This window comes from Nitrosomonas sp. TNE100 (assembly GCF_055387135.1).
In genome coordinates, this window is sequence record NZ_AP040997.1 from 957960 (window position 1) to 978259 (window position 20300).

17 protein-coding genes are annotated in these 20300 nt (G+C 47.5%); 13 read left to right on the top strand and 4 right to left on the bottom strand.

Annotation, left to right across the window (positions count from 1 at the left end):
* Positions 1-145: 145 nt before the first annotated feature.
* Both ACZ5EJ_RS04680 and ACZ5EJ_RS04685 read left to right on the top strand, forming a co-directional pair.
* Entirely contained in the window at positions 146-1540 is a 1395-nt protein-coding gene (locus tag ACZ5EJ_RS04680) for a DUF2868 domain-containing protein (protein WP_074685285.1), read from the top strand.
* Positions 1540-2970, top strand: a complete 1431-nt coding sequence (locus ACZ5EJ_RS04685) for a DUF3482 domain-containing protein (protein WP_074685287.1) — start codon at positions 1540-1542, stop codon at positions 2968-2970. Before ACZ5EJ_RS04680 ends, ACZ5EJ_RS04685 begins: the two co-directional genes overlap by 1 nt.
* Here the strand turns inward: ACZ5EJ_RS04685 and ACZ5EJ_RS04690 are convergent.
* On the bottom strand, positions 2965-4914 hold the full coding sequence (locus tag ACZ5EJ_RS04690) for a GumC family protein (RefSeq protein WP_256328350.1): 1950 nt from the start codon (positions 4912-4914) through the stop codon (positions 2965-2967). The genes ACZ5EJ_RS04685 and ACZ5EJ_RS04690 overlap by 6 nt on opposite strands.
* A gap of 256 nt (positions 4915-5170) precedes the next feature.
* Positions 5171-7972, bottom strand: coding sequence for a phosphoenolpyruvate carboxylase (ppc, locus tag ACZ5EJ_RS04695; protein WP_074456345.1), 2802 nt, complete (start codon positions 7970-7972; stop codon positions 5171-5173).
* Between the two features lie 123 nt (positions 7973-8095).
* Here ppc and hemC point away from each other — a divergent pair, with 123 nt between their 5' ends.
* From hemC to ACZ5EJ_RS04715, 4 genes are read left to right on the top strand one after another with little or no spacing between them, the layout of a single operon-like run.
* A complete protein-coding gene (gene hemC, locus ACZ5EJ_RS04700; protein WP_074456352.1) occupies positions 8096-9022 on the top strand; it encodes a hydroxymethylbilane synthase in 927 nt (308 codons plus the stop codon).
* Between the two features lie 19 nt (positions 9023-9041).
* Entirely contained in the window at positions 9042-9824 is a 783-nt protein-coding gene (locus ACZ5EJ_RS04705) for a uroporphyrinogen-III synthase (protein ID WP_074456344.1), read from the top strand.
* 14 nt (positions 9825-9838) lie between these two features.
* Entirely contained in the window at positions 9839-10867 is a 1029-nt protein-coding gene (locus ACZ5EJ_RS04710; protein ID WP_074456343.1) for a uroporphyrinogen-III C-methyltransferase, read from the top strand.
* On the top strand, positions 10864-12045 hold the full coding sequence (locus ACZ5EJ_RS04715; RefSeq protein ID WP_074456342.1) for a heme biosynthesis protein HemY: 1182 nt from the start codon (positions 10864-10866) through the stop codon (positions 12043-12045). Before ACZ5EJ_RS04710 ends, ACZ5EJ_RS04715 begins: the two co-directional genes overlap by 4 nt.
* Before the next feature lie 6 nt (positions 12046-12051).
* On the opposite strand, the gene ACZ5EJ_RS04720 is transcribed toward ACZ5EJ_RS04715, so the two are convergent.
* Positions 12052-13098 carry a CDP-6-deoxy-delta-3,4-glucoseen reductase gene (locus ACZ5EJ_RS04720; RefSeq protein ID WP_074456341.1) on the bottom strand — a complete coding sequence of 349 codons (1047 nt, stop codon included), beginning with the start codon at positions 13096-13098 and terminating at the stop codon, positions 12052-12054.
* A 29-nt stretch (positions 13099-13127) separates the two neighbouring features.
* Here ACZ5EJ_RS04720 and ACZ5EJ_RS04725 point away from each other — a divergent pair, with 29 nt between their 5' ends.
* The 7 genes from ACZ5EJ_RS04725 (at position 13128) to ACZ5EJ_RS04755 (ending at position 18947) form a co-directional block, all read left to right on the top strand.
* Positions 13128-14033, top strand: a complete 906-nt coding sequence (locus ACZ5EJ_RS04725; protein ID WP_074456340.1) for an SDR family oxidoreductase — start codon at positions 13128-13130, stop codon at positions 14031-14033.
* Between the two features lie 59 nt (positions 14034-14092).
* Positions 14093-15313: a type II secretion system F family protein gene (locus tag ACZ5EJ_RS04730; protein ID WP_074456339.1), complete on the top strand. Its 1221-nt coding sequence runs from the start codon at positions 14093-14095 to the stop codon at positions 15311-15313.
* A gap of 43 nt (positions 15314-15356) precedes the next feature.
* Positions 15357-16217, top strand: a complete 861-nt coding sequence (locus ACZ5EJ_RS04735) for a prepilin peptidase (RefSeq protein ID WP_074456338.1) — start codon at positions 15357-15359, stop codon at positions 16215-16217.
* 3 nt (positions 16218-16220) lie between these two features.
* On the top strand, positions 16221-16832 hold the full coding sequence (gene coaE, locus ACZ5EJ_RS04740) for a dephospho-CoA kinase (RefSeq protein WP_074456337.1): 612 nt from the start codon (positions 16221-16223) through the stop codon (positions 16830-16832).
* Between the two features lie 72 nt (positions 16833-16904).
* The gene (zapD, locus tag ACZ5EJ_RS04745) at positions 16905-17660 is read left to right on the top strand and encodes a cell division protein ZapD (RefSeq protein ID WP_074456336.1); all 756 of its coding nucleotides are present in this window, start codon (positions 16905-16907) and stop codon (positions 17658-17660) included.
* Between the two features lie 16 nt (positions 17661-17676).
* A complete protein-coding gene (locus tag ACZ5EJ_RS04750; RefSeq protein WP_011634126.1) occupies positions 17677-17871 on the top strand; it encodes a DNA gyrase inhibitor YacG in 195 nt (64 codons plus the stop codon).
* A gap of 113 nt (positions 17872-17984) precedes the next feature.
* Entirely contained in the window at positions 17985-18947 is a 963-nt protein-coding gene (locus ACZ5EJ_RS04755; RefSeq protein WP_160803590.1) for an IS481 family transposase, read from the top strand.
* An 11-nt stretch (positions 18948-18958) separates the two neighbouring features.
* Here the strand turns inward: ACZ5EJ_RS04755 and argA are convergent, their stop codons facing one another.
* Positions 18959-20293 (bottom strand): amino-acid N-acetyltransferase, encoded by a 1335-nt coding sequence (gene argA / locus ACZ5EJ_RS04760; RefSeq protein WP_074456489.1) that lies wholly within the window; start codon positions 20291-20293, stop codon positions 18959-18961.
* Positions 20294-20300: the final 7 nt, after the last annotated feature.

Here is a 20300-nt window from a genome sequence, read left to right on the forward strand (position 1 = left end):
TTGTATTAGATCTGCCTGTGATAGCCGCTTCCTGTTGCCATATATTGGTAGTTTGTACTGCCTGATGACAGGATTTTCAGGTCGCCGCCCGGGTATTCTGGGGTAATCTGATTTTTATTTATTCTGCTTTGATATATCAATAGTGATGGCTTTTAAAAACCATGATTTTAATGATCTGGTTCGATTGGAGCAGCTGCGGCATATTGAAACCGGTCAGGCGAAGACGCTTTCCTATGCGGGTGTTGCCAATATGGAATCGTATCCTGTTGCTGGTTTCAGTTACGCAGCTTTTCTGGAAAGACTTCTGAATCGTGCCCATCATCTGATTCACGATAATCACCTGGACGATATTCTCCAACAGCCAGAGAAGCTGTTTGTGCGCGCGGGCAGAGTCATTCTGGTTCTGGCAACAATTCTTGGCGGACTGGCAGCGATTAATGCAACCGGTGATTCTTCGACGCTGAATATTTATTGGCTGCTGGTTGTGTTACTCGGATTCAATTTTTTCTCGATGCTGCTGTGGAGTGCGGGGATTACGCTGGGTATTCAAGGGTTAAGTTCGGGTATTGCTGCACAATTGGCGCGCTGGTTGCCCTTCCTCCAGCTCAAGAAAAAGGAGAAGGATTCCATTGGCACGCTTGCTGCGCACGCCTGGTGGGAAACCTGTCTGTTCGGCAAGGTGGGTAAGTGGCGAATCAGCCTGCTGACTCACCAGTTTTGGATGATTTATCTGCTTGCAGGGATGGGAACACTAATCCTGTTGATGCTGGCAAAACAGTACGATTTTGTTTGGGGGACAACGTTGTTACCAGAAAACAGTCTGCCTGAACTTACCCGGCTTCTGGCTGCCCCCATGGAATTGATCGGTCTGGCCTCTCCTGACAGTCAGCAGATCGCAGCCAGCCGGATTGGGGCAGGCATGCAAGATGCTTCGATCAGAAACGCCTGGGCAAAATTTCTGGTGGGAGCGCTGATTGTTTATGGAGTGTTGCCTCGGATAATACTGGCTTTGTTCGCATTTTTAATGTTGAAATTATCGGAGTATCGTTACAAGCTGGATTTATACCTGCCCTACTATGTCACGTTGCGGCAGAGCCTGATTGCAAATGAATTTATGGCGAGTGTGATCGATCGCGATCCGGGAGTCGCACAAGAGCAGCCGGTGCAAGTTGCCCGCAAGGGGCACAATCGGCATTTGCCGGAGGAAGCATTGGTGATCGGCATTGAGCTGGATAATCACATCATCTGGCCGAAAGGAATGGTTTGCCAGGAAAATGTGGCAGATCAGGAAACGCTTATGCGGGCGGTAGAGATGATCAAGAAATCCAGATATTCCTTGCTCATTGGTGTGGCTGCGCATCGGCTGCCTGATCGCGGGGTGCAACGGATCATAAAAAAACTGACTGCATTGGCATCTGGCCAGATCTGGCTGGTTTTACTGCAAAATAATGCTGCTATTCCAATTACGGAGTCACGTAAACAAGCCTGGTTCCGGTTGGCACAAGCCAGTGCAATTCCAGCCGAACATGTTCTTTCCTGATGACGATCCATTTTGATATGAAAGCAAGCGGGGGGGCTGCAGAACAAGACGCACCACTTCTGGAGATTGCTGTTGTTGGCCATACTAATACAGGAAAAACCTCACTGATTCGTACCTTGTTGCGCAGTACCAGCTTTGGTAAGGTTGAAGATGCTGCCGGCTCGACTCGGCATGTTGAACGGGCGACTATTTTTGCAGGCAGCGAAGCAGTGCTGAATCTGCACGACACACCCGGAATTGAGGATGTGTACGCACTGCAGGACGAGCTGCAAATAATCGCTTCCAGGAATAAACGTTTAACCCCGAATGAGCAGCTGGAGAAGTTTGTATTAGCCACCTCCCTCAATGATCCACTGGAGCAGGAAGCCAAGGTTATTCGGCAGATATTGCGCAGCGATGTCCTGCTGTATGTAATTGATGTGCGTGAGCCAGTACTCGAAAAATATCTCATCGAAATTGAGATACTTGGTAAAGCAATAAAACCCATCATTCCGATATTCAACTTTACTGCCGCGCATCGGGCCGAGCTTGATCTGTGGAGAAAGAAGCTGGCGGCATTCAACATCTATGCCTCACTTGAGCTGGATACTGTTGCATTTGCTTTTGAGGCGGAAAAGCGTTTGTATCAGAAAATACAAAGCCTGTTGGAAATACACTACACCCGTCTGCAACGCCTGATTGACCACCGTGCACGAATATGGAACCAGCTTTGTATATCCGCCGCCAGACGGATTGCCGGATTGATCATTACCGCAGCCTGTTATCGGGAGCCAACCGATGATGATCGGAATTCAGTGGATACATCCTCGGCGGCGATAAGATTGCAGGATTTTGTGCGTCAGGCAGAGCAAAATTGCCTGACCGACTTGTTGAAGATGTTTAATTTCACAGACAAGGATGTCGCTCTGCAAAAGATACCGGTACAAAACGGATATTGGCAGCTTGATCTGTTTGCCCCCGGCATACTAAAGGCTTATGGGCTGGATATTGGCAGTGCCGCGCTAAAAGGTGCGGCTGCCGGAGCTGGAATCGATTTGATGACCGGGGGATTGAGTCTTGGTACTGCCAGTATATTGGGCGCAATTGCAGGCACTGGCTGGTCTACATTCAGACGCTATGGTAAGGAGATTCAGGCAAAGTTTCAGGGGACTCGATGGTTGTGTGTAGATGACAACACGTTACAGTTACTGTATCTGCGTCAGCATCAGCTGCTGGACAAGCTGATGAACCGGGGCCATGCTGCTCGCCATATTGATCAGGTGGATCAACAACCGGAGCGTGGTGATCCACCTGATGGATGGCATGGAATTATTAATATACTCAGACAAAACCCTGCCTGGAGCGGATTATTAAGCCTTCACAATCATGATGATCAGTATCGTTTGATTGAAAAAAATCTGGTTGATGCGCTATTAAACTCAAAGTTATAAATCCTGTTTTTGTTCAAGAGGATAAAATAAGTTTATTGCTTCGATCGGCTGCTTGGCTCCCGGTGGAGCATAAGCGCCGTATTCTGACAGTTCTGTCGGCGAGATATAACCAACAACAGGTTCGAGGTCGGCCAGCCGCATTCCCTGTCTGATCAGATAGAGAATATAGGTCTGCCGCAGTGTTTCAGCAGAAATCCGGCTGGTTATCAGCAGATCGGCATCAATTTGCAGACAGGTCAGCAACGCTTCCAAATCTTCCCGGCCCAACCGATTCCCGGTGGGATCAGTCAGGCAATAGCCATGTTTACTGTAGAGTGTAGCCAGGGCAGGGTGTAGAGGGATTGTTCTGGTGGATATATTTCTAATTGTGAGCAAGTTGTTTTCAAGATCAACGTCATCATTTTGCAGGTTTGCGATTTCATCAGGTGTCAGGCCGCTTAGCAGAAAGATAAGCAGCTGTTTTTCCTTGGCTTTTGCCGCGTGAAATAGTTCGTCAATTTGCCGGGGCGTGTATTCATCTATTTTGATGTGCTCTAGTGCCTGTATAGGTTCTCGAAGCAGATTGGCGGGCGTTGATGGCGGTATGCTAAGAGCGCTGCGAGGTAAATTACTCTGATTGTGAAGATGAATATCGGACAGGTGAATGGCCAGTTTTTCCTGTTCTTTGTGCATCAGAAATTCAAAAATCCAGATAGCAGCCAAGCCCATTAGCAAGGATAGCAGTGTCGCAATCATGGCATTCCATAAATAATCCGGCCTGATTGGGTGATGGGGTAAAAAAGCTCGTTCGATAATATCAACATAGGGATATCTCCCGGTGTGTTGCGCTTCAATCTGAGCCAGTCTTGATTGTGTGTCCCGATAGAGCTGCTCTAGCTCTTCCAGATCAGATTTCAATGCATCATGTTCGGTGAAGCGAGCAGTAAACTCGGCTGCTTTTTGTCTGTGCTGGTCCAGTTGCTCTTGTATTGAACGAGTAGCTTGTAGAGCAGCAGCATAGTTCTGTTCGGCTTCACTGATGACTACAGATTGCCCTTTATGGCGGATATGCTGAATTTCATCATCTAATGCCCGCAATTTGTCCGGGATAACCTTGAGGGAAGGGGTTAAGGCCATATACTCGCGGGTATATTGCCGGTCAAGCTCTTCCAGTTGTTCCCGTAATTCCTGGGCGCGTTTTTCGAGTGCACTCAGCGTGCGGGTATCTTCAGTGGGTACGACAACCTGTCCTAGTTCAATCGACTTTCTGATAGCGTCGAGTCGTGCTTTTGCCTTGACTTCTTCTTCACTGGCTTTGTTCAACGAGTCGGTCAGGCCCTTGAGACGCGCCAGTGCTTCATTATCCTGCCGTTCGGTTGTAATAATTTTGTTATGTTTTCTAAACTGCTCAAGCTCAAGTCTTTTTTGTTCGATTTTTGCAGTTAGCGCAGCCAGTTCTTCCTGCATCATTTGTATTGTTGAGCCTTTGGATCGAGCAACTTCTTCTGCCCGTGCATCCAGATAGACATCAATCCAGGTATTGATCAGGCGTGGGAGCAGCGCAGGATCGCTTCCTTCGGCAACCATTTCGACTAGATTAGTATCGGTTATTGGCCGAACATCCAGCATGTCGCGAATGGTTGCAGGTGTCAGATCAATGCCTGCTTCAGTGTCACTTCCTTCGCGCAGACGGCTTGCTGTTTCAGTTAATAGCTCTGGGCCAAGGAGAACCTGCTTTTGAATGGTGACATGCTGAATATCTGCTTCCCTGCTTGCTTGATCAATCGCTGTTTTGGCGACTGTCAGCAAGGTGGCGTAACTCTGGTAAATCGCCGGTTGTAAAAAAACGGCACCGAGAGAAAGTAACAGGCAAGATAGAAAAACTACGGTAAAGATTAGCAGCCTGGTGGGCTTGAGTCGAGCAAGGCGATTTATGAAAGAGCGAGCCCTTTCTGCGATAGACATGGTGTTTTCCAGTTGAGGGCTCTCTGTTTTCATAATTTTTTCAGCATCAAAAGTTAGATTCGGAGATAAACCGAAATCAGAGATAAACCTTTAATCGTAGTCTTCAATTTTTTCCGTTAAATATACATGAGGTGCTGAGTATACGATCTGAAAACGACTACTTACCAGCATCTTTCCCCAGATCGTAGTTGTTATTACTGTAAGGCACAGTACTTTAATTCACAATAGCTGATTGAAATAAGGTATTTCGAAAATACTAACCGCTGTTTCTTAACCCGGTGGCCACGCCATTGATGGTCAGATGAATTGCGCGCCGGATCGCATCATCATCATCCCCTGAGCGATAGCGGCGAAGGAGTTCGACCTGAAGATGATTCATCGGATCGATATAGGGCGTGCGGATCCGGATGCTGCGCGCCAGTGTGGGATTGTCCTGTAGAAGTTCGGTATGCCCGGTGATGGCAAACAGCCATTTCACACAAAGTTCCCATTCTGTCCGGATGGCAGTGAAAACATACTGGCGTAATTCAGAATCAGTAACCAGTTCTGCGTAGCGTGAGGCAATGCCCAGATCACTCTTGGCCAACACCATATCCATATTGGAAAGCAAGGTTTGAAAGAATGGCCAGGTTCGGTACATTTTTTGCATCTGTATCAATACGTCCTGCGTATTTCCGGCCTGTTGCACAAAATTCTCGACAGCGGTACCGAATCCATACCAGCCAGGAATCATAGTGCGGTTCAGGCTCCAGCTGAAAACCCAGGGGATGGTACGCAGATCCTCTATTTTATTGGAAGGTTTACGTGAAGTCGGGCGACTGCCGATATGCAAGCCGGCAATTTCACGGATGGGTGTGGATTCCTGGAAAAATTGTGTGAAATTAGGTGTTTTATAGACCAGGTTGCGATAGGCTGCATATGCGCTGGCAGACAGTTCTTCCATAATCTGATAGCACTGTGGTGTGTGGCAGTGGATAGCATCACGATCAAGCAAGGTGGATTCAATGGTGGCAGCCACTAGCGTTTCAAGATTACGCCGCCCGATTTCAGGATCTGTATATTTGCTGGCAATGACTTCTCCCTGCTCGGTCAATCTGATCTGGCCGTTGACGCTGCCAGGAGGCTGTGCAAGTATTCCTTGATAGCTGGGACCGCCGCCGCGTCCCACCGTGCCACCGCGCCCATGAAATAGGCGCAGCCGTACTCCGTGACGGTTAAATACCTTGGTGAGTTCGATTTCGGCTTTATGTATTTCCCAGTTGGAGGTAACAAATCCGCCATCCTTGTTGCTGTCTGAATAACCCAGCATAACTTCTTGCAAGTTACTCCTGGATCGCAACATTTTACGATACTCGGGCAGTGAAAACAGTTCTTCCATGACATTGGCGCAACCGCGCAGATCATCGATTGTTTCAAACAACGGGATGATGTTTACAGTCGATCGTGCGGCTTCACCAAATTGTAGTAGCCCGGCTTCTTTCAGCAACAATGCTGCTTCTAGTATGTGGATGACCCCGGTTGCCATGGAAATAATATAGTTAGGCAGCGCGACATGGCCAAAGCGACGCTGGATTTCGGCGGCCATTCTCAAGATTCGCAACTCACCCTGTGTGATATCAGAATAATCAGACAAGGATGAGACCAGTGGATGTGAACGCTTGAGTTCGGCTAGAAGCCATTCAACACGTTCCGCTCGAGTCAAATCAGGATAGTTCTGGTTGTCCTGAGCGTTTTTTTCATATAATTCAGACACAACCTGTTCGTGGATTTTGCTGTGCTGACGCATATCCAGTGATGCGAGGTGAAATCCAAATACATCTACCGCACGGCGCAGGTCTCGTATGGCACCTTGAGCCAGCTTGTTTGATTGGTGTTGTTTCAGGGAACGAATAACGATATCAAGATCATGTACGAACTCGGCGCTGTCAGCATACGGTTCTGCCGTATTTTCCTGATATTGTCGGCCAACGTGAGGGCTTAAGTACCTGCTGGTTGCAATCAAACGCGTGTGCATGCCGAGAAAGACGCGCCGGTACGGTTCATCAATCCTGCTGGCTGGCAAGCCGGGCGCAGTCGAAGCCAGCCCCTCCAGCTCGCTGGTTACTTTGATCAGGCGTTCAGTCAGACTCATGGCCTGGCCGATTTTTTCTACTTCCTCAATATAATAATCAAGTATCAATGCGGAATGCCGTTCGGCGGCATGTAACATAATTTGGTGGGTAACAAAGGGATTTCCATCTCGATCTCCCCCAATCCAGCTGCCAATCCGTAAAAATGAGGCAATACATGGCGCCGCCTTGTCCATGTGACGCTCCAGAATATCTTCAATCTTGGCGTAGATATAAGGAATTTGCTTGAGAAAGGTGTAGTGGTAATAGATCAGGCCGTTTTCAATTTCGTCTTGTACTGTCAGCCTGACTGAGCGCAGCACCCGGGTTTGCCACAGTGTTTGGATAGCGGAACGTAAATCTTCTTCATTGTGGCGCAGTTCATTGGGAGTGAGTTGGGTGCGATCCCGTTCCTTGAGCAGACGTTGTATCTTCAGTTGATAATCCAGAATGCTGCGCCGCTGTACTTCAGTAGGGTGAGCTGTTAATACTGGGGAGATGAGTGCCTCGGCAAAGAAATTCTCCAGTTGTTGCGTATTAATTCCTTTTGCCACCACACGTTCCAGAGCTAACGTAACGCTGCCATCCTGGGGCGGTGAGCCTGCACGCAAATGAGCGCGGCGACGGCGGTTATGATGTAGATCTTCGGCGATATTTGAAAGTAGCGAAAAATAGCTGAATGCCCGGACAACAGCTGTAGTTTCCTTGTGGCTGAGATGATTGAGTATGGTGTCCAGCTCTTTTCCTGCCTCTTCATCCTGTTCGCGGCGAAAGCGCACAGCAGTCTGACGAATGGTTTCTACCAGATCAAACATTGGCTCGCCTTCCAGCTCTCGTATTGTGTCGCCCAGCATGCGCCCCAGCAAGCGAATGTCTTCCCGTAGTGGATGGTCTTTTTCGAGGGATGCGTCTTTTTCGGGAACAATATTCGCTAGGGTATTCAAACTCATTGTTGTGTGTCTCCTGTAATCATGGGCTCGGGTCACCGGGATAAAATGCAGTTATTTGCCATCATCCGGACCGGGGTCGCCCGTGCTAGAATGGCGGCATTGCTTCAAAATCAGATTCTTATTATGTCTAGTCCTGAAAAAATTGTTATTGCGTCACGTGAGAGCCAGCTTGCTTTATGGCAGGCAAATTTCATTCGAAGTCGTCTGCTTGAATTATACCCGCAAACTGATATCACCATACTTGGCATGACGACTAAGGGAGATCAGATTCTGGATGTTTCCTTGTCAAAAATTGGTGGCAAGGGGCTTTTTATCAAAGAGCTTGAACTGGCTCTGGAAGACGGCCGTGCGGACATCGCAGTACATTCTATGAAAGATGTGCCGATGATTGTTCCGTCTGGATTCAGGCTGGCCGCCATCACAGAACGGGAAGATCCGCGTGATGCATTTATTTCCAATGATTTTACCAGCCTGGAAGAATTGCCCACCGGAAGCGTGGTAGGGACTTCCAGTTTGCGGCGAGAATCCCAGTTACGGGCGCGCTTCCCGCATCTGCAAGTGCGTCCGTTGCGTGGTAACGTGCAAACGCGACTGCGAAAGCTGGACGAGGAGGAATACAGTGCAATCATTCTGGCTGCAGCCGGACTGAAACGGCTGGAGCTGGGATATCGCATCAGCATGCTGTTGCCGCCCGAGCTGAGTCTTCCGGCGGTTGGACAGGGTGCGTTGGGTATCGAGTGTCGCGATAATGATCCTGATATGGTGGAGTGGATGAAGCCACTACACCATGCCACAACTGCTTATTGTGTGGAGGCAGAGCGTGCCATGAGCCGTGTGTTGGGGGGCAGCTGCCAAGTACCGCTGGGTGGCTTTGCTGAAATTTTTGAAGGGGTATTGACACTGCGTGGTTTTGTGGCCACCCCTGACGGATCAAAAATAATCGCAGATAAATTATGTGGCAAGCCGGAATCAGGAGAACGGGTGGGCGAGCAACTGGCGCAAAACCTGAAAACGCACGGTGCGGAAGAGATTCTTGCCGCCCTGGCCTGAGATGTGATCGGGGCAGATATTGGCACTTGATCGGTTAGCCGGTAAAAGTATTCTGATTACCCGCCCTTTGCATCAGGCGGGTAATCTGGCTGCACGAATCAAGGGGTTGGGCGGAGAGCCATGGTTGTTCCCCGTGCTGGAGATTTCTGATAGCGAAAACAAGCAGCCGTTACTGGATATGATTGCGCGGCTTGATGATTTTGATCTGGCTGTTTTTGTCAGCCCGAATGCGGTGGAAAGAGTTATGCCGCTGGTTCACGCAGAGCGCCGCTGGCCTGAGCATGTACGTGTTGCAACCGTGGGAAAGGGGAGTGCCCGGGCGCTCGAACGTCATGGTATTCCCGCTGTCATTGTTCCAGAAGATGGTTCTGATAGCGAAGCCTTGTTGCGCGTACCACAACTGCAGATCATGCAGGGTAAGCGCATCATAATTTTTCGCGGTAATGGCGGGCGGAAATTGCTTGGAGATACGCTACGTGATCGTGGCGCCAACGTTGACTATGTTGAATGCTATCGTCGCCACCGGCCGGAGGTTGATCCCTTGCCGTTGCTGAAGTACTGGCATGATAGCGGGATCCAGGCAGTAGTCATCAGCAGCAGCGAAGGTCTGGATAATTTATTTGACATGATCGGTAAAACAGGCCAACAATTGCTCAGAGCTACCGCCGTGTTTACGGCACATGACCGGATTGAGTGCAAGGCAAGAGAGCTGGGTATCAGGAAGATATACCGCACTCCTCTCGGAGATGAAGGGACTGTGCAAGGTTTGCTGGAGTACTTCGAAAAAATACAGTCACACTGATAGCATCCGATCATATGAATAAATATACGCAGATTTCGACTTCCGGATCAGCTCGCCGCTTGGCTGTTTTCATACTGGTGATCTTATTAATTGCAGTAACTGCCATGCTGTGGAAATGGGCTGAAAAACAAGGGTACATCTCTGCAATGGAGCATTCCCTGGCAACATATCTGGCTGATGCCGATGTTTTTAGCAGCCGTTCACGCACAATGCTTACTGAGCTTGAGCTTGAAAAAACAGAAATCAAGCAGCGCTTAAATCATCTGGAAGAAAGATTGCTGGTTACCCGTGAATCGCCTGTTGAAATTGGCAAGCTGTCTGACGGTGACAGTACTCATACGGGTGCCTGGATGCTGGGTGCGGTCGAACGTCTTATTGTTTCGGCTGATCGTTATCTGCGGATGACGGGTGATGTGCGTTCTGCACTTGACTCACTAAAATATGCGCAAGAACTGCTGCAATCCGATGAAATCCCTGGGTCATCAAAATTAAATGAGGCGTTGGCAGGGGATATTGAGCAGCTTGAAGTACTGGCTACTTTGGATGTCCAGAGGATTAATCAGGATATTACGGAGCTTGCCACACGGATTGATGATCTTCCTTTGATGATGGACGCCAGTTTGATAGAGATTGATTTGCCGGAGAAACAAGATACATCCGAACCACGTTTATGGCATCGTTATCTGCTTGAAATCGAAAAAGATCTCAGCCGGTTGATCAAAATTGAAAAAATAAATGACTCGGGAACATCATTATTATCGCCTTCCCAGATTCATCTTCTAAAAGAAAATATCAGACTGCAATTGATGCAGGCACGCCTTGCCTTATTAATCCGAGATGAAGGCAATTTTCGCACTGCTGTGAAAACGGCAATAGATTGGGTGCAGCAGTATTTTAATACAGAGGCTCAGTCAGTTAGAGATGCTCTGGGGGAGCTGGAAAGATTGGCCAGTATTAACATCGGATCACAGTTACCGAATTTGGGAGAAATCTTGGAAATTGTGTATCACGATCAACTCATGCTGAAAGGAGAGGGTGAATGAAACTGGTGTTATGGGTACTGGCATTATTCGCATCAGCGACAGCTATCGTATTGGCTGCGTACTACAACACGGGTTCGGTTTTATTTACCGTGCCCCCTTACAAGATTGAGCTTGCGTTCAACACGTTCATCATAATGGTGCTGTCAGTTTTTACCGTGTTTTATATGCTCCTGCGGATCCTATCCGGATTATCCGGTATAAACAGGCGGATACGGGCTAAAAAAGCCGAGCAGCTGACATGGTCTGGTGTGAAGGCATTTTTTGAAGCGCGTTACGATCAGGCAATGGAGTTTTCAGAAAAGGCCTTCAAGCTTGCTGATACACAAACGACTAAGGTTTTGAATGCCGTTGTTGCAGCCCGATCGGCTCATCAGCAGAGGAATTATTTACGACGTGATTATTTACTGACTGCAGCCAGGGAACAGGCTCCTGTGGGCAGAGTACTGACGTTGATTACCGAAGCAGAATTGTTTCTGGATGAAGGGCGTTATCATGATGCGTTGACAGCTTTACAATCAATTTATTCATTCGGTGGTCTGCAAAGTACTGCGGTACTTTTACTGGAGCTAAAAGCCCAACAGATGGCTGGAAACTGGGATGCTGTGCTGGAATTAACTGAAGTGTTGTCAAATCGCTCATCTGTTGATAGAGCACATGTGGATGAATTACGGCACCAGGCACACTTGGAAAATATTAAAAAGAACACAAAAGATATTGTTTTACTGAAGAAATACTGGGGAACCTTGCCATGGCAGGAAAAAACTGATGGCAGGATTGCAGTAGCAGCAGCTCGCGCGTTAATGGCTCAAGGAGATAATGCTGCTGCACAAAAAATTATTGAAAATGGTTTGGATGCCGGGCTCTATCCAGAGCTGGTTGCATTATATGCAGATTGTCAAAGCGGTATAGTTAGCTGGCAAATACAACGGGCAGAAAGCTGGCTCGTGAAGTATCCGAACAATGCTGATTTATTGCTGGCGCTGGGACGGCTTTGTACTTACGGGGAGTTATGGGGTAAAGCGCAAAACTACCTTGAAGCAAGTTTATCAATTGATCCAGGATATCCGGCACATCTTGCATTGGCTCAGTTATTTGAGAAATTGGGTAAGCAAGAGGCAGCAAGCGAACATTATCGCAAGGGACTAGACTTTGCACTCAAGCAGATCAGCTCGGCTTGATTTGTGTCAAGTTACTGCCGGTTTTGAGGGGATGAAGGCATCAGAGAAAAAATTCTCCTCTTGTAAATTCCGCTGACTGGTAAAGTTGTCGAAGGCAGCCTTTACCATGGCAGGAGCGCCACAGGCATAAACCTGACAATCCGACAATGTGTCCATGTCTTCCATAACGGCCTGATGTACCAGGCCGTTTTTTCCTTGCCAGTTATCAGTTAAAAGTGGTTCAGATAATACCGGGATATAACTGAAGTTCTTGTTTTCTTCTTCCCATTTTTTAGCCAGATCATTCAGGTAAAGACCATCCCGAGTGCGGGCTCCCCAGTATAGTTTTATTTTGTTATGCTTGAAGCGGGTATTCTCCGTGTAAAAGAGATATTCCAGCATGCTTTTAACAGGAGCAAAGCCGGTGCCTCCTACCAGAAAGATAATGGGAGTATCATTTTTAGGGGTGTCATGAAGAAAGAATGATCCCAAAGGCCCTTCAAACCGAAGAATATCTTTTTCCTTCATGTAAGAAAAGACATATTCAGAAAATACTCCACCGGCATAATTGCGTGTGTGTAACTGTAGAAATTCATCATTCCCAGGAGCATTAGCCAGAGAGAAGCTGCGACGCTGACCATCCTTCATCAGGATGTCGATGTACTGCCCCGGCAAAAATTGTAACCGTTCATTTGCAGGCAATTTCAGATAAATAATCATGACGTCGGATGCCACATGTTCCAGCTTATGTACCCGGCAGGGCATGGTACGAACCCTGATATCCTTGACTGCTTCGATTTCCTGACATTCAATTTCCAGATCAGAAAGGGGCCTGGCGCAACAAAAAAGTGCCAGCTGCTGTTCTTTTTCCTGTTCCGTCAGCACTTCTTCGCTATAAGCGCCATAATCAACAATCCCTTGTATAATTTTTCCCTTGCAGGTGCCGCATGATCCGTTACGGCAGCCGTAAGGTAAAGATAGCCCATGGCGCAAAGCTGCTTCAAGGATCGTCTCGGTTGGTTCGATCGTGATGATACGGCCACTTGGCCTGAAAGTGATACGGTAAGACTCCATTGGGGAGATATAGCTAACAAATATTGGTTATGAAAAATAAGTTGCTAATTGTGGGATGCGGTGATATCGCTTCAAGAGTGGCCAACCTACTCGGACAGTGCTATCAACTGTTTGGTTTATGTCGCAGAGTTGAAAATTTCGATCATTTACGCATATTGGGTATCACGCCAATAGCGGGTGATCTGGATCAGCCTGCAAGTCTTGAAAGAATGGCGGGAGTTGCTGCTCATTCAGTCTTGCATCTTGCCCCGCCTCCAGGTCAGGGCAAGCGTGATACGCGTACATTACACTTGTTGTCTGCACTTTCCCGGCGGCAATCAAACACAAAAAAAAGAATACTACCACAACAGCTGATCTATATCAGTACCAGCGGGGTTTATGGGGATTGCAGTGGCAACCGGGTTAATGAAAGTTACCCGGCAAATCCGAGAAATGATCGTGCCTATCGGCGGCTAGATGCTGAACAACAAATCAGAAACTGGGGGATACGTAATGGGGTGCGAGTATCTATTTTGCGCGTACCAGGAATTTATGCGCACAATCGACTTCCGCTGGAGCGTTTGCGCCAGGGTACCCCCGCTTTGTTGCCAGCCGAGGATAGTTATACGAATCATATTCATGCTGATGATCTGGCACGCATTATTGTGGCTGCCCTGCGTTTTGGTAAATCGGGCAGGATTTATCATGCGAGTGATGATTCCTGTTTGAAAATGGGAGAATATTTTGATCTGGTAGCGAATCATTTTAATTTGCCCGGCACAAGAAAAATTACCCGTCAGGAAGCTAAAGAGACACTCTCTCCAAGCCTATTATCTTTCATGCTGGAATCAAGGCGTTTAACCAATGATCGTATCAAACGCGAATTGCAAGTCCGGTTACGCTACCCGACTGTGGGAGCTTTCCTGGCAGAGATAGAAAAAACACCAGTTAAATAATCCTGAATTTTCTGCCGTAGTAACTATGATCCAGATCAGCAAGATAAAAGGAAATTGGCATGGTAACGATTGCGACATCAGAAAAGAAAGTCAAAGAATTCAATTTTCTATGGGAAGGAAAAGATAAAACCGGAAGGGCGATTAAAGGCGAAATGCGTGCGGCTGGCACTGTTGTAGTGACTTCTACACTACGTAAACAGGGTATCAGAGTAACAAAAATTACCAAGGCCAGGGCGGGTGGAAAAATTACCGATAAGGATATTACGTTGTTTACACGCCAGCTTGCAACGATGATGAAATCGGGAGTACCTTTGCTGCAAGCCTTTGATATTGTAGGCAAGGGACACAGTAATCGTGCAGTCGGGAAACTACTGATGGATATCAAATCAGAAGTGGAAACAGGTAGCAGTCTGGCTAATGCATTCAAAAAACATCCACTTTATTTTGACTCCCTGTTTTGTAACCTGGTGACAGCGGGAGAAGCTGCCGGTATCCTGGATAACCTGCTTGACAGGTTGGCTACCTATAAGGAAAAGATTCAGGCGATCAAGGGGAAAATAAAATCGGCATTGTTTTATCCTGTTTCAATCATTGTGGTTGCTTTCATCATTACCGCAGTAATCATGATATTTGTAATCCCGGCTTTCAAGGAACTTTTCCAGGGATTTGGTGCTGATCTACCCGCTCCAACCCTGATGGTCATGACTATTTCTGACTTTTTTGTAGCATACTGGTGGGCAATTTTTGGAGGAGTCGGTGGGGGGCTTTATGTATTTTCTTATGCCTGGAAGCGTTCTGCCGCAATGCAGCATGTCATGGATCGATTGGCTCTGAAGTTGCCAATTTTTGGAGAGGTGATCCGTAAAGCTACAATCGCCCGTTGGTCGCGGACACTTTCAACTATGTTTGCTGCCGGTGTTCCTTTGGTTGAGGCACTTAATTCTGTTGCCGGCGCAGCCGGAAATCAAGTGTATTATGAGGCAACAAAAAATATCCAGAACGAAGTCAGTACCGGCAGCAGTCTGGTGGATGCGATGATGGCAACCAATGTTTTTCCTTCAATGGTGCTGCAGATGGTTTCCATAGGCGAGGAATCGGGTTCGCTTGATGCAATGCTCAGCAAAATTGCAGATTTCTTTGAGGCAGAAGTGGATGATGCGGTGGAGGCACTTTCCAGTCTGATGGAGCCGCTCATCATGGTGGTGCTAGGGACGCTCATTGGCGGAATGGTGGTCGCCATGTATCTGCCTATTTTTAAAATGGGGCAGGTGATCGGATAACCAGATAGTGCCATTTTCACGACTGAATCAGGACAGGTAGTGCATGAATATTTTTAATACCCTACAAGCTTCACCAGCTTTTTTTATTTCATTTATCTCGCTTATTGGCCTGATTCTGGGAAGTTTCCTGAATGTAGTGATTTACAGGTTGCCCGTGATGTTAAAACGTGAATGGATGCAACAATGTGCTGAGTTGCGTGGGGAGCAGGTAAAAGTACTGCCGGCGTATAACCTGGCTATACCAGGCTCCGGTTGTTCACAGTGTGGTCATAAAATTTCTGCCCTCGAGAATATTCCGATTATCAGCTACCTTCTTTTGCGCGGACACTGTTCAAGTTGCCAGGCTCGTATTCCATTTGATTATCCACTGGTTGAGGCTCTGACAGCTATTCTAAGCGGTTTTGCTGCGTGGCATTTTGGTTTTAGTGGGATTTTACTTGCTGCGCTGATTTTTATTTGGGCAATGATTATTTTGACATTTATTGATCTGAATACCCAGCTTTTACCAGATAGTATTACACAGCCGCTGTTATGGGCAGGCCTGATCGTGAATCTGCATAATGGTTTTGTAGATATCCATTCAGCTGTTATCGGTGCGGTTGCAGGTTACCTGACACTCTGGAGTGTGTACTGGCTGTTCAAACTGATTACCGGTAAGGAAGGCATGGGGTATGGTGATTTCAAGTTGCTGGCTGCAGTCGGTGCCTGGTTGGGTTGGCAATTACTGCCACTGGTAATCTTGCTTTCTTCTGTGATGGGGGCTGTTATTGGTACTGTCCTGATCCTGGCCGCTAATCGTTCAAAAGGTACAACACTTCCCTTTGGTCCTTATCTGGCAGGAGGAGGATTAATTGCTTTGTTCTGGGGCAGTGAGATCAATCAGGCATACCTAGCCATGTTTTGACGTATGGGATTCATTATCGGGCTAACGGGTGGAATCGGCAGTGGCAAGACCAGTGTGGCTGATCTGTTCCAGGAGCTGGGTATTGAAATTATTGATACTGATCACTTGGCGCATGAACTAATTCGACCAGGTGGTAGTGCGATTCAGGGAATTCGTGTCGTATTTGGTGACCATTTTGTACTGGAGGATGGTTCACTGAATCGAGTGGCTATGCGCGAGCTCGTATTCTCTGATGAAGTGGCGCGGCGTAAGCTCGAAGCTATACTTCACCCGCTGATCTATCAGGAAAGCAGGCGACGTCTCCCGCTGATTCAATCCAGTTACGGCATTCTGGTTGTGCCCTTGTTACTGGAGACTGAAGACTATCCTGAGCTGATTGATCGTGTGCTGGTGGTTGATTGTCCAGAATCCCTGCAAATTTCCCGTACCATGCAGCGTAGCAAGCTGAAGGAACAGGAAGTACGTAAAGTGATGGCCGCACAGTGCTCACGTGATGAACGCCTTGCTCTGGCTGATGATGTGATTATCAACGACTCCGACAATCAGCACCTGCGGCAACAGGTACGAATGCTACATCAGAAATATCTTGCGCTTGTTGACAAACACAGCTTCTGAACGATTCTGGTAAGATGCATGTAACTGCAGTTTTCTGCTATGCTTTAACATTCCCACGTCATCTTACTTACTGTGATCTGTTACGAATTACCCCTGAACGAACGAATCCGCATGTTACTGAGACTGGAGGATTTGTTCGACAAAATTGATTTTTTTTCGGCTAGGGATACCTCTTTCGAACATCATGCTGCTCTGGTTGCATTGTTTGAAATTCTTGATGTTACCAGCAGATCTGATCTTAAGTCGGATCTGCTGCAGGAATTGGATAAACAACGAACCATGCTGGAAGGTTTGCAAGATAACCCGGGCGTATCAGAAAAAGCACTCATTCATATATTGCAGGATATTCGAGCTGCTTTCCGTGGATTGCTTGATATACCAGGCAGGATCGGCGGACATTTGCGGGATGATGAATGGCTGATGAGTGTCAAGCAGCGTATGAGCATTCCAGGAGGGGCGTGCGAGTTTGATTTGCCAGCCTATCATTACTGGCTGAATATGGCTCCAGATGCCCGCAGGGCAGATCTCCAGAACTGGATTACACCTCTTACTGCTATCCGTAGCGGGATCAATATCATACTGAATATATTGAGAAACAGCGGAACAAAATTTTGTTACATTGCTGCTAAAGGAGTATTCCAGCAGGCTGGTTCAGAGCATCAGGCACATCTTTTGTGCCTGCATATCAGTGATGAAATTTCCTGCATCCCGGAGATCAGTGCCAATAAATATGCGCTCAATATACGATTTATTCCCTGGCACTCGGATCACAAGACAGAAGTGTGTGAAGAAGATGTTCCTTTTGAATTGACTTTCTGCAGTTTATGAGTAGTGGTGTGATTAAATGGAAAGGCGACCAGGTAAATCTCCAACCGTAAACTGTCCCCAATGTGGTGAAGTCGTTGTCTGGGAAAAATCAAGCAAGTATCGTCCGTTCTGTTCTGAGCGATGTAAATTACTTGATTTAGGATTGTGGGCTACAGATTCCTACCGAATACCGGATGAAGATGAGCCTCAAGAAGATAATCCTCAAAGCTGATTTTGCATGATTCCAGATTTGTGTTCCTCAGCGATAAAGAACAATAGGCAGAGTAGGTGTTTAGTCCCACGGTGTGCTGGTGTAACATATAACCAGCTACGGAGGGATGATTTATGGGACAGATATTACACGGAAGCGCCCGCACGACAGCGGCGGTACGTCGAGCGATACAAAATAGTCAAGAGAGTCTGAATGTTCTGGCCAAGCGGCATGGGATTAATCCAAAAACGGTAGCGAAGTGGCGGAAGCGGGAATTCACCCACGATGCACCGATGGGCCCCAAAGAGTCGCACTCGACTGTTTTAAGTCTGGAAGAAGAAGCCGCTGTTGTGGCGTTTCGCAAACATACGCTTCTACCGCTGGATGATTGTCTATATGCCTTGCAACCAAGCATTCCGCATTTAACCCGCTCAAGCCTGCATCGCTGCTTTCAACGGCATGGCATCAGTCGGTTGCCGGAGGTTGATGGTGACAAGCCAAAGAAAAAGTTTAATGCCTATCCAATTGGCTACTTCCATATTGATATTGCCGAAGTTCGTACGAAGGAAGGTAAACTCTATCTTTTTGTAGCCATTGACCGGACATCAAAGTTCGTTTTTGTTCAACTCCAGAACAAAGCCAACCGCAACACGGCAACCGCCTTCTTGAAGGCCGTGATCGAGACTGTTCCCTACAAGATCCATACAATCCTGACTGATAACGGTATCCAGTTTACGTTCCCGGCGCGTTATCGGAATGGGCCAACGGCTCAGTATGTAACGCATATGTTCGATAGGTGTTGTCAGATCAACGGCATCGAGCACCGTCTCACCAAACCCAACCATCCCTGGACCAATGGTCAGGTTGAACGCATGAATCGAACCATCAAGGATGCGACTGTAAAACGGTATTATTACGACTCACACGATCAGTTGAAGGCCCATCTCCATCGCTTTGTGATGGCTTATAACTTCGCCAAAAGACTAAAAGCTCTCAAAGGCCTAACACCCTATGAATACATCTGCAAAATCTGGAAAAATGAGCCAGATCGTTTTATCTTTGACCCATTCCAGCACACCGTGGGACTAAACAAGTAGGCGATCAGGTTTCAGATTGATTTGACGAAAACCTTTGAGCGGCGCTGATAGTTGTAGAGATGCTGCTTTGACTGTGGAAGCTGGTCAGGGGTGGTTTCCGAGAAACCACGCTCTACAAACCAGTGAGCGGTACGGGTAGTGAGGACAAATATATGGCGGTAGCTTTGTTTTCTGGCTTGTTCTTCCAGGTGATCAATCAGTATCCGACCCATTCCTGCTTTGCGATATGCAGGATGTACTGCGACGCAGGCCAGTTCGCATGCTTTGTCATCCGGGAAAGGGTAAAGTGCTGCACAGGCAATGATCACGTTGTCATGTTCAATCACTGTAAAACGTTCAATTTCCATTTCCAGTAATTCCCGGCCACGCCTCACCAGAATACCCGTATTTTCCAGTGGTTCGATTAACTGCAGTATGGCACCAATGTCCTTGATATCAGCCTGACGGATAATTTGTAGTGGGTCACGTGTGATCATGCTGCCAATGCCACCGTGCGTGAACAACTCAAGTAACAGAGCGCCATCAGCATGACGACTGATAAGATGAACACGTTCCACTCCCTGTTCGCAGGCATGCAATGCCCATGGCAGATAGAGGCGGATATCTTCATTTGGTTGATCTGCTGCAGTATCCATTGCCGCAAGTAGCGCTTTACCCTGCCTGACAGTAAGTTCTTGCAATAACGTATTACCTGATTCTGTTTGTTGCTGGATGCCGGGCGTATCTACCAGAAAAATCAGCTTGTCGGCTCTCAGGGCAATGGCGACTTCAGCGGCAGTATTTTCTACTGTCAGATTAAAAATTTCTCCCGTTGGTGAATAGCCCAGAGGTGAGAGCAGCACGACAACCCCTTGTTTAAGTTGATCGAGGATGGCTGCGGCATTGATACGGCGTACTTCTCCAGTGTATTGCAGGTCCACCCCTTCCAAAACACCGATCGGGCGAGCAGTTACGAAATTTCCGCTGGCTACCCGTATAGCGGCATTGGCCATAGGCGAATTAGGCAGCCCCATCGACAGCAGAGCCTCGATTTCAACCCGGACTTTACCGACCGCTTCTTTCACATATTGCAGTGTAGTGACATCGGTAACACGCATACCTTGTACGTAACTTATTTCCTGCTGATCAGCCTGTAATCTGGATTCAATTTGCGGTCGCGCGCCATGCACCAATACGAGCTGGATGCCGAGACTGGCAAGCAGGTTAAAATCCTGCACCAGCTCGACAAATTTTCCATTTGCAACGACTTCACCACCAAAAGCAATAACGAAGATTTTCCCACGACTGGTGTGGATATGCGGGGTAACGGAGCGAAACCAGGTAACAAATTCGATGTCCGATTGCATGGCTGAT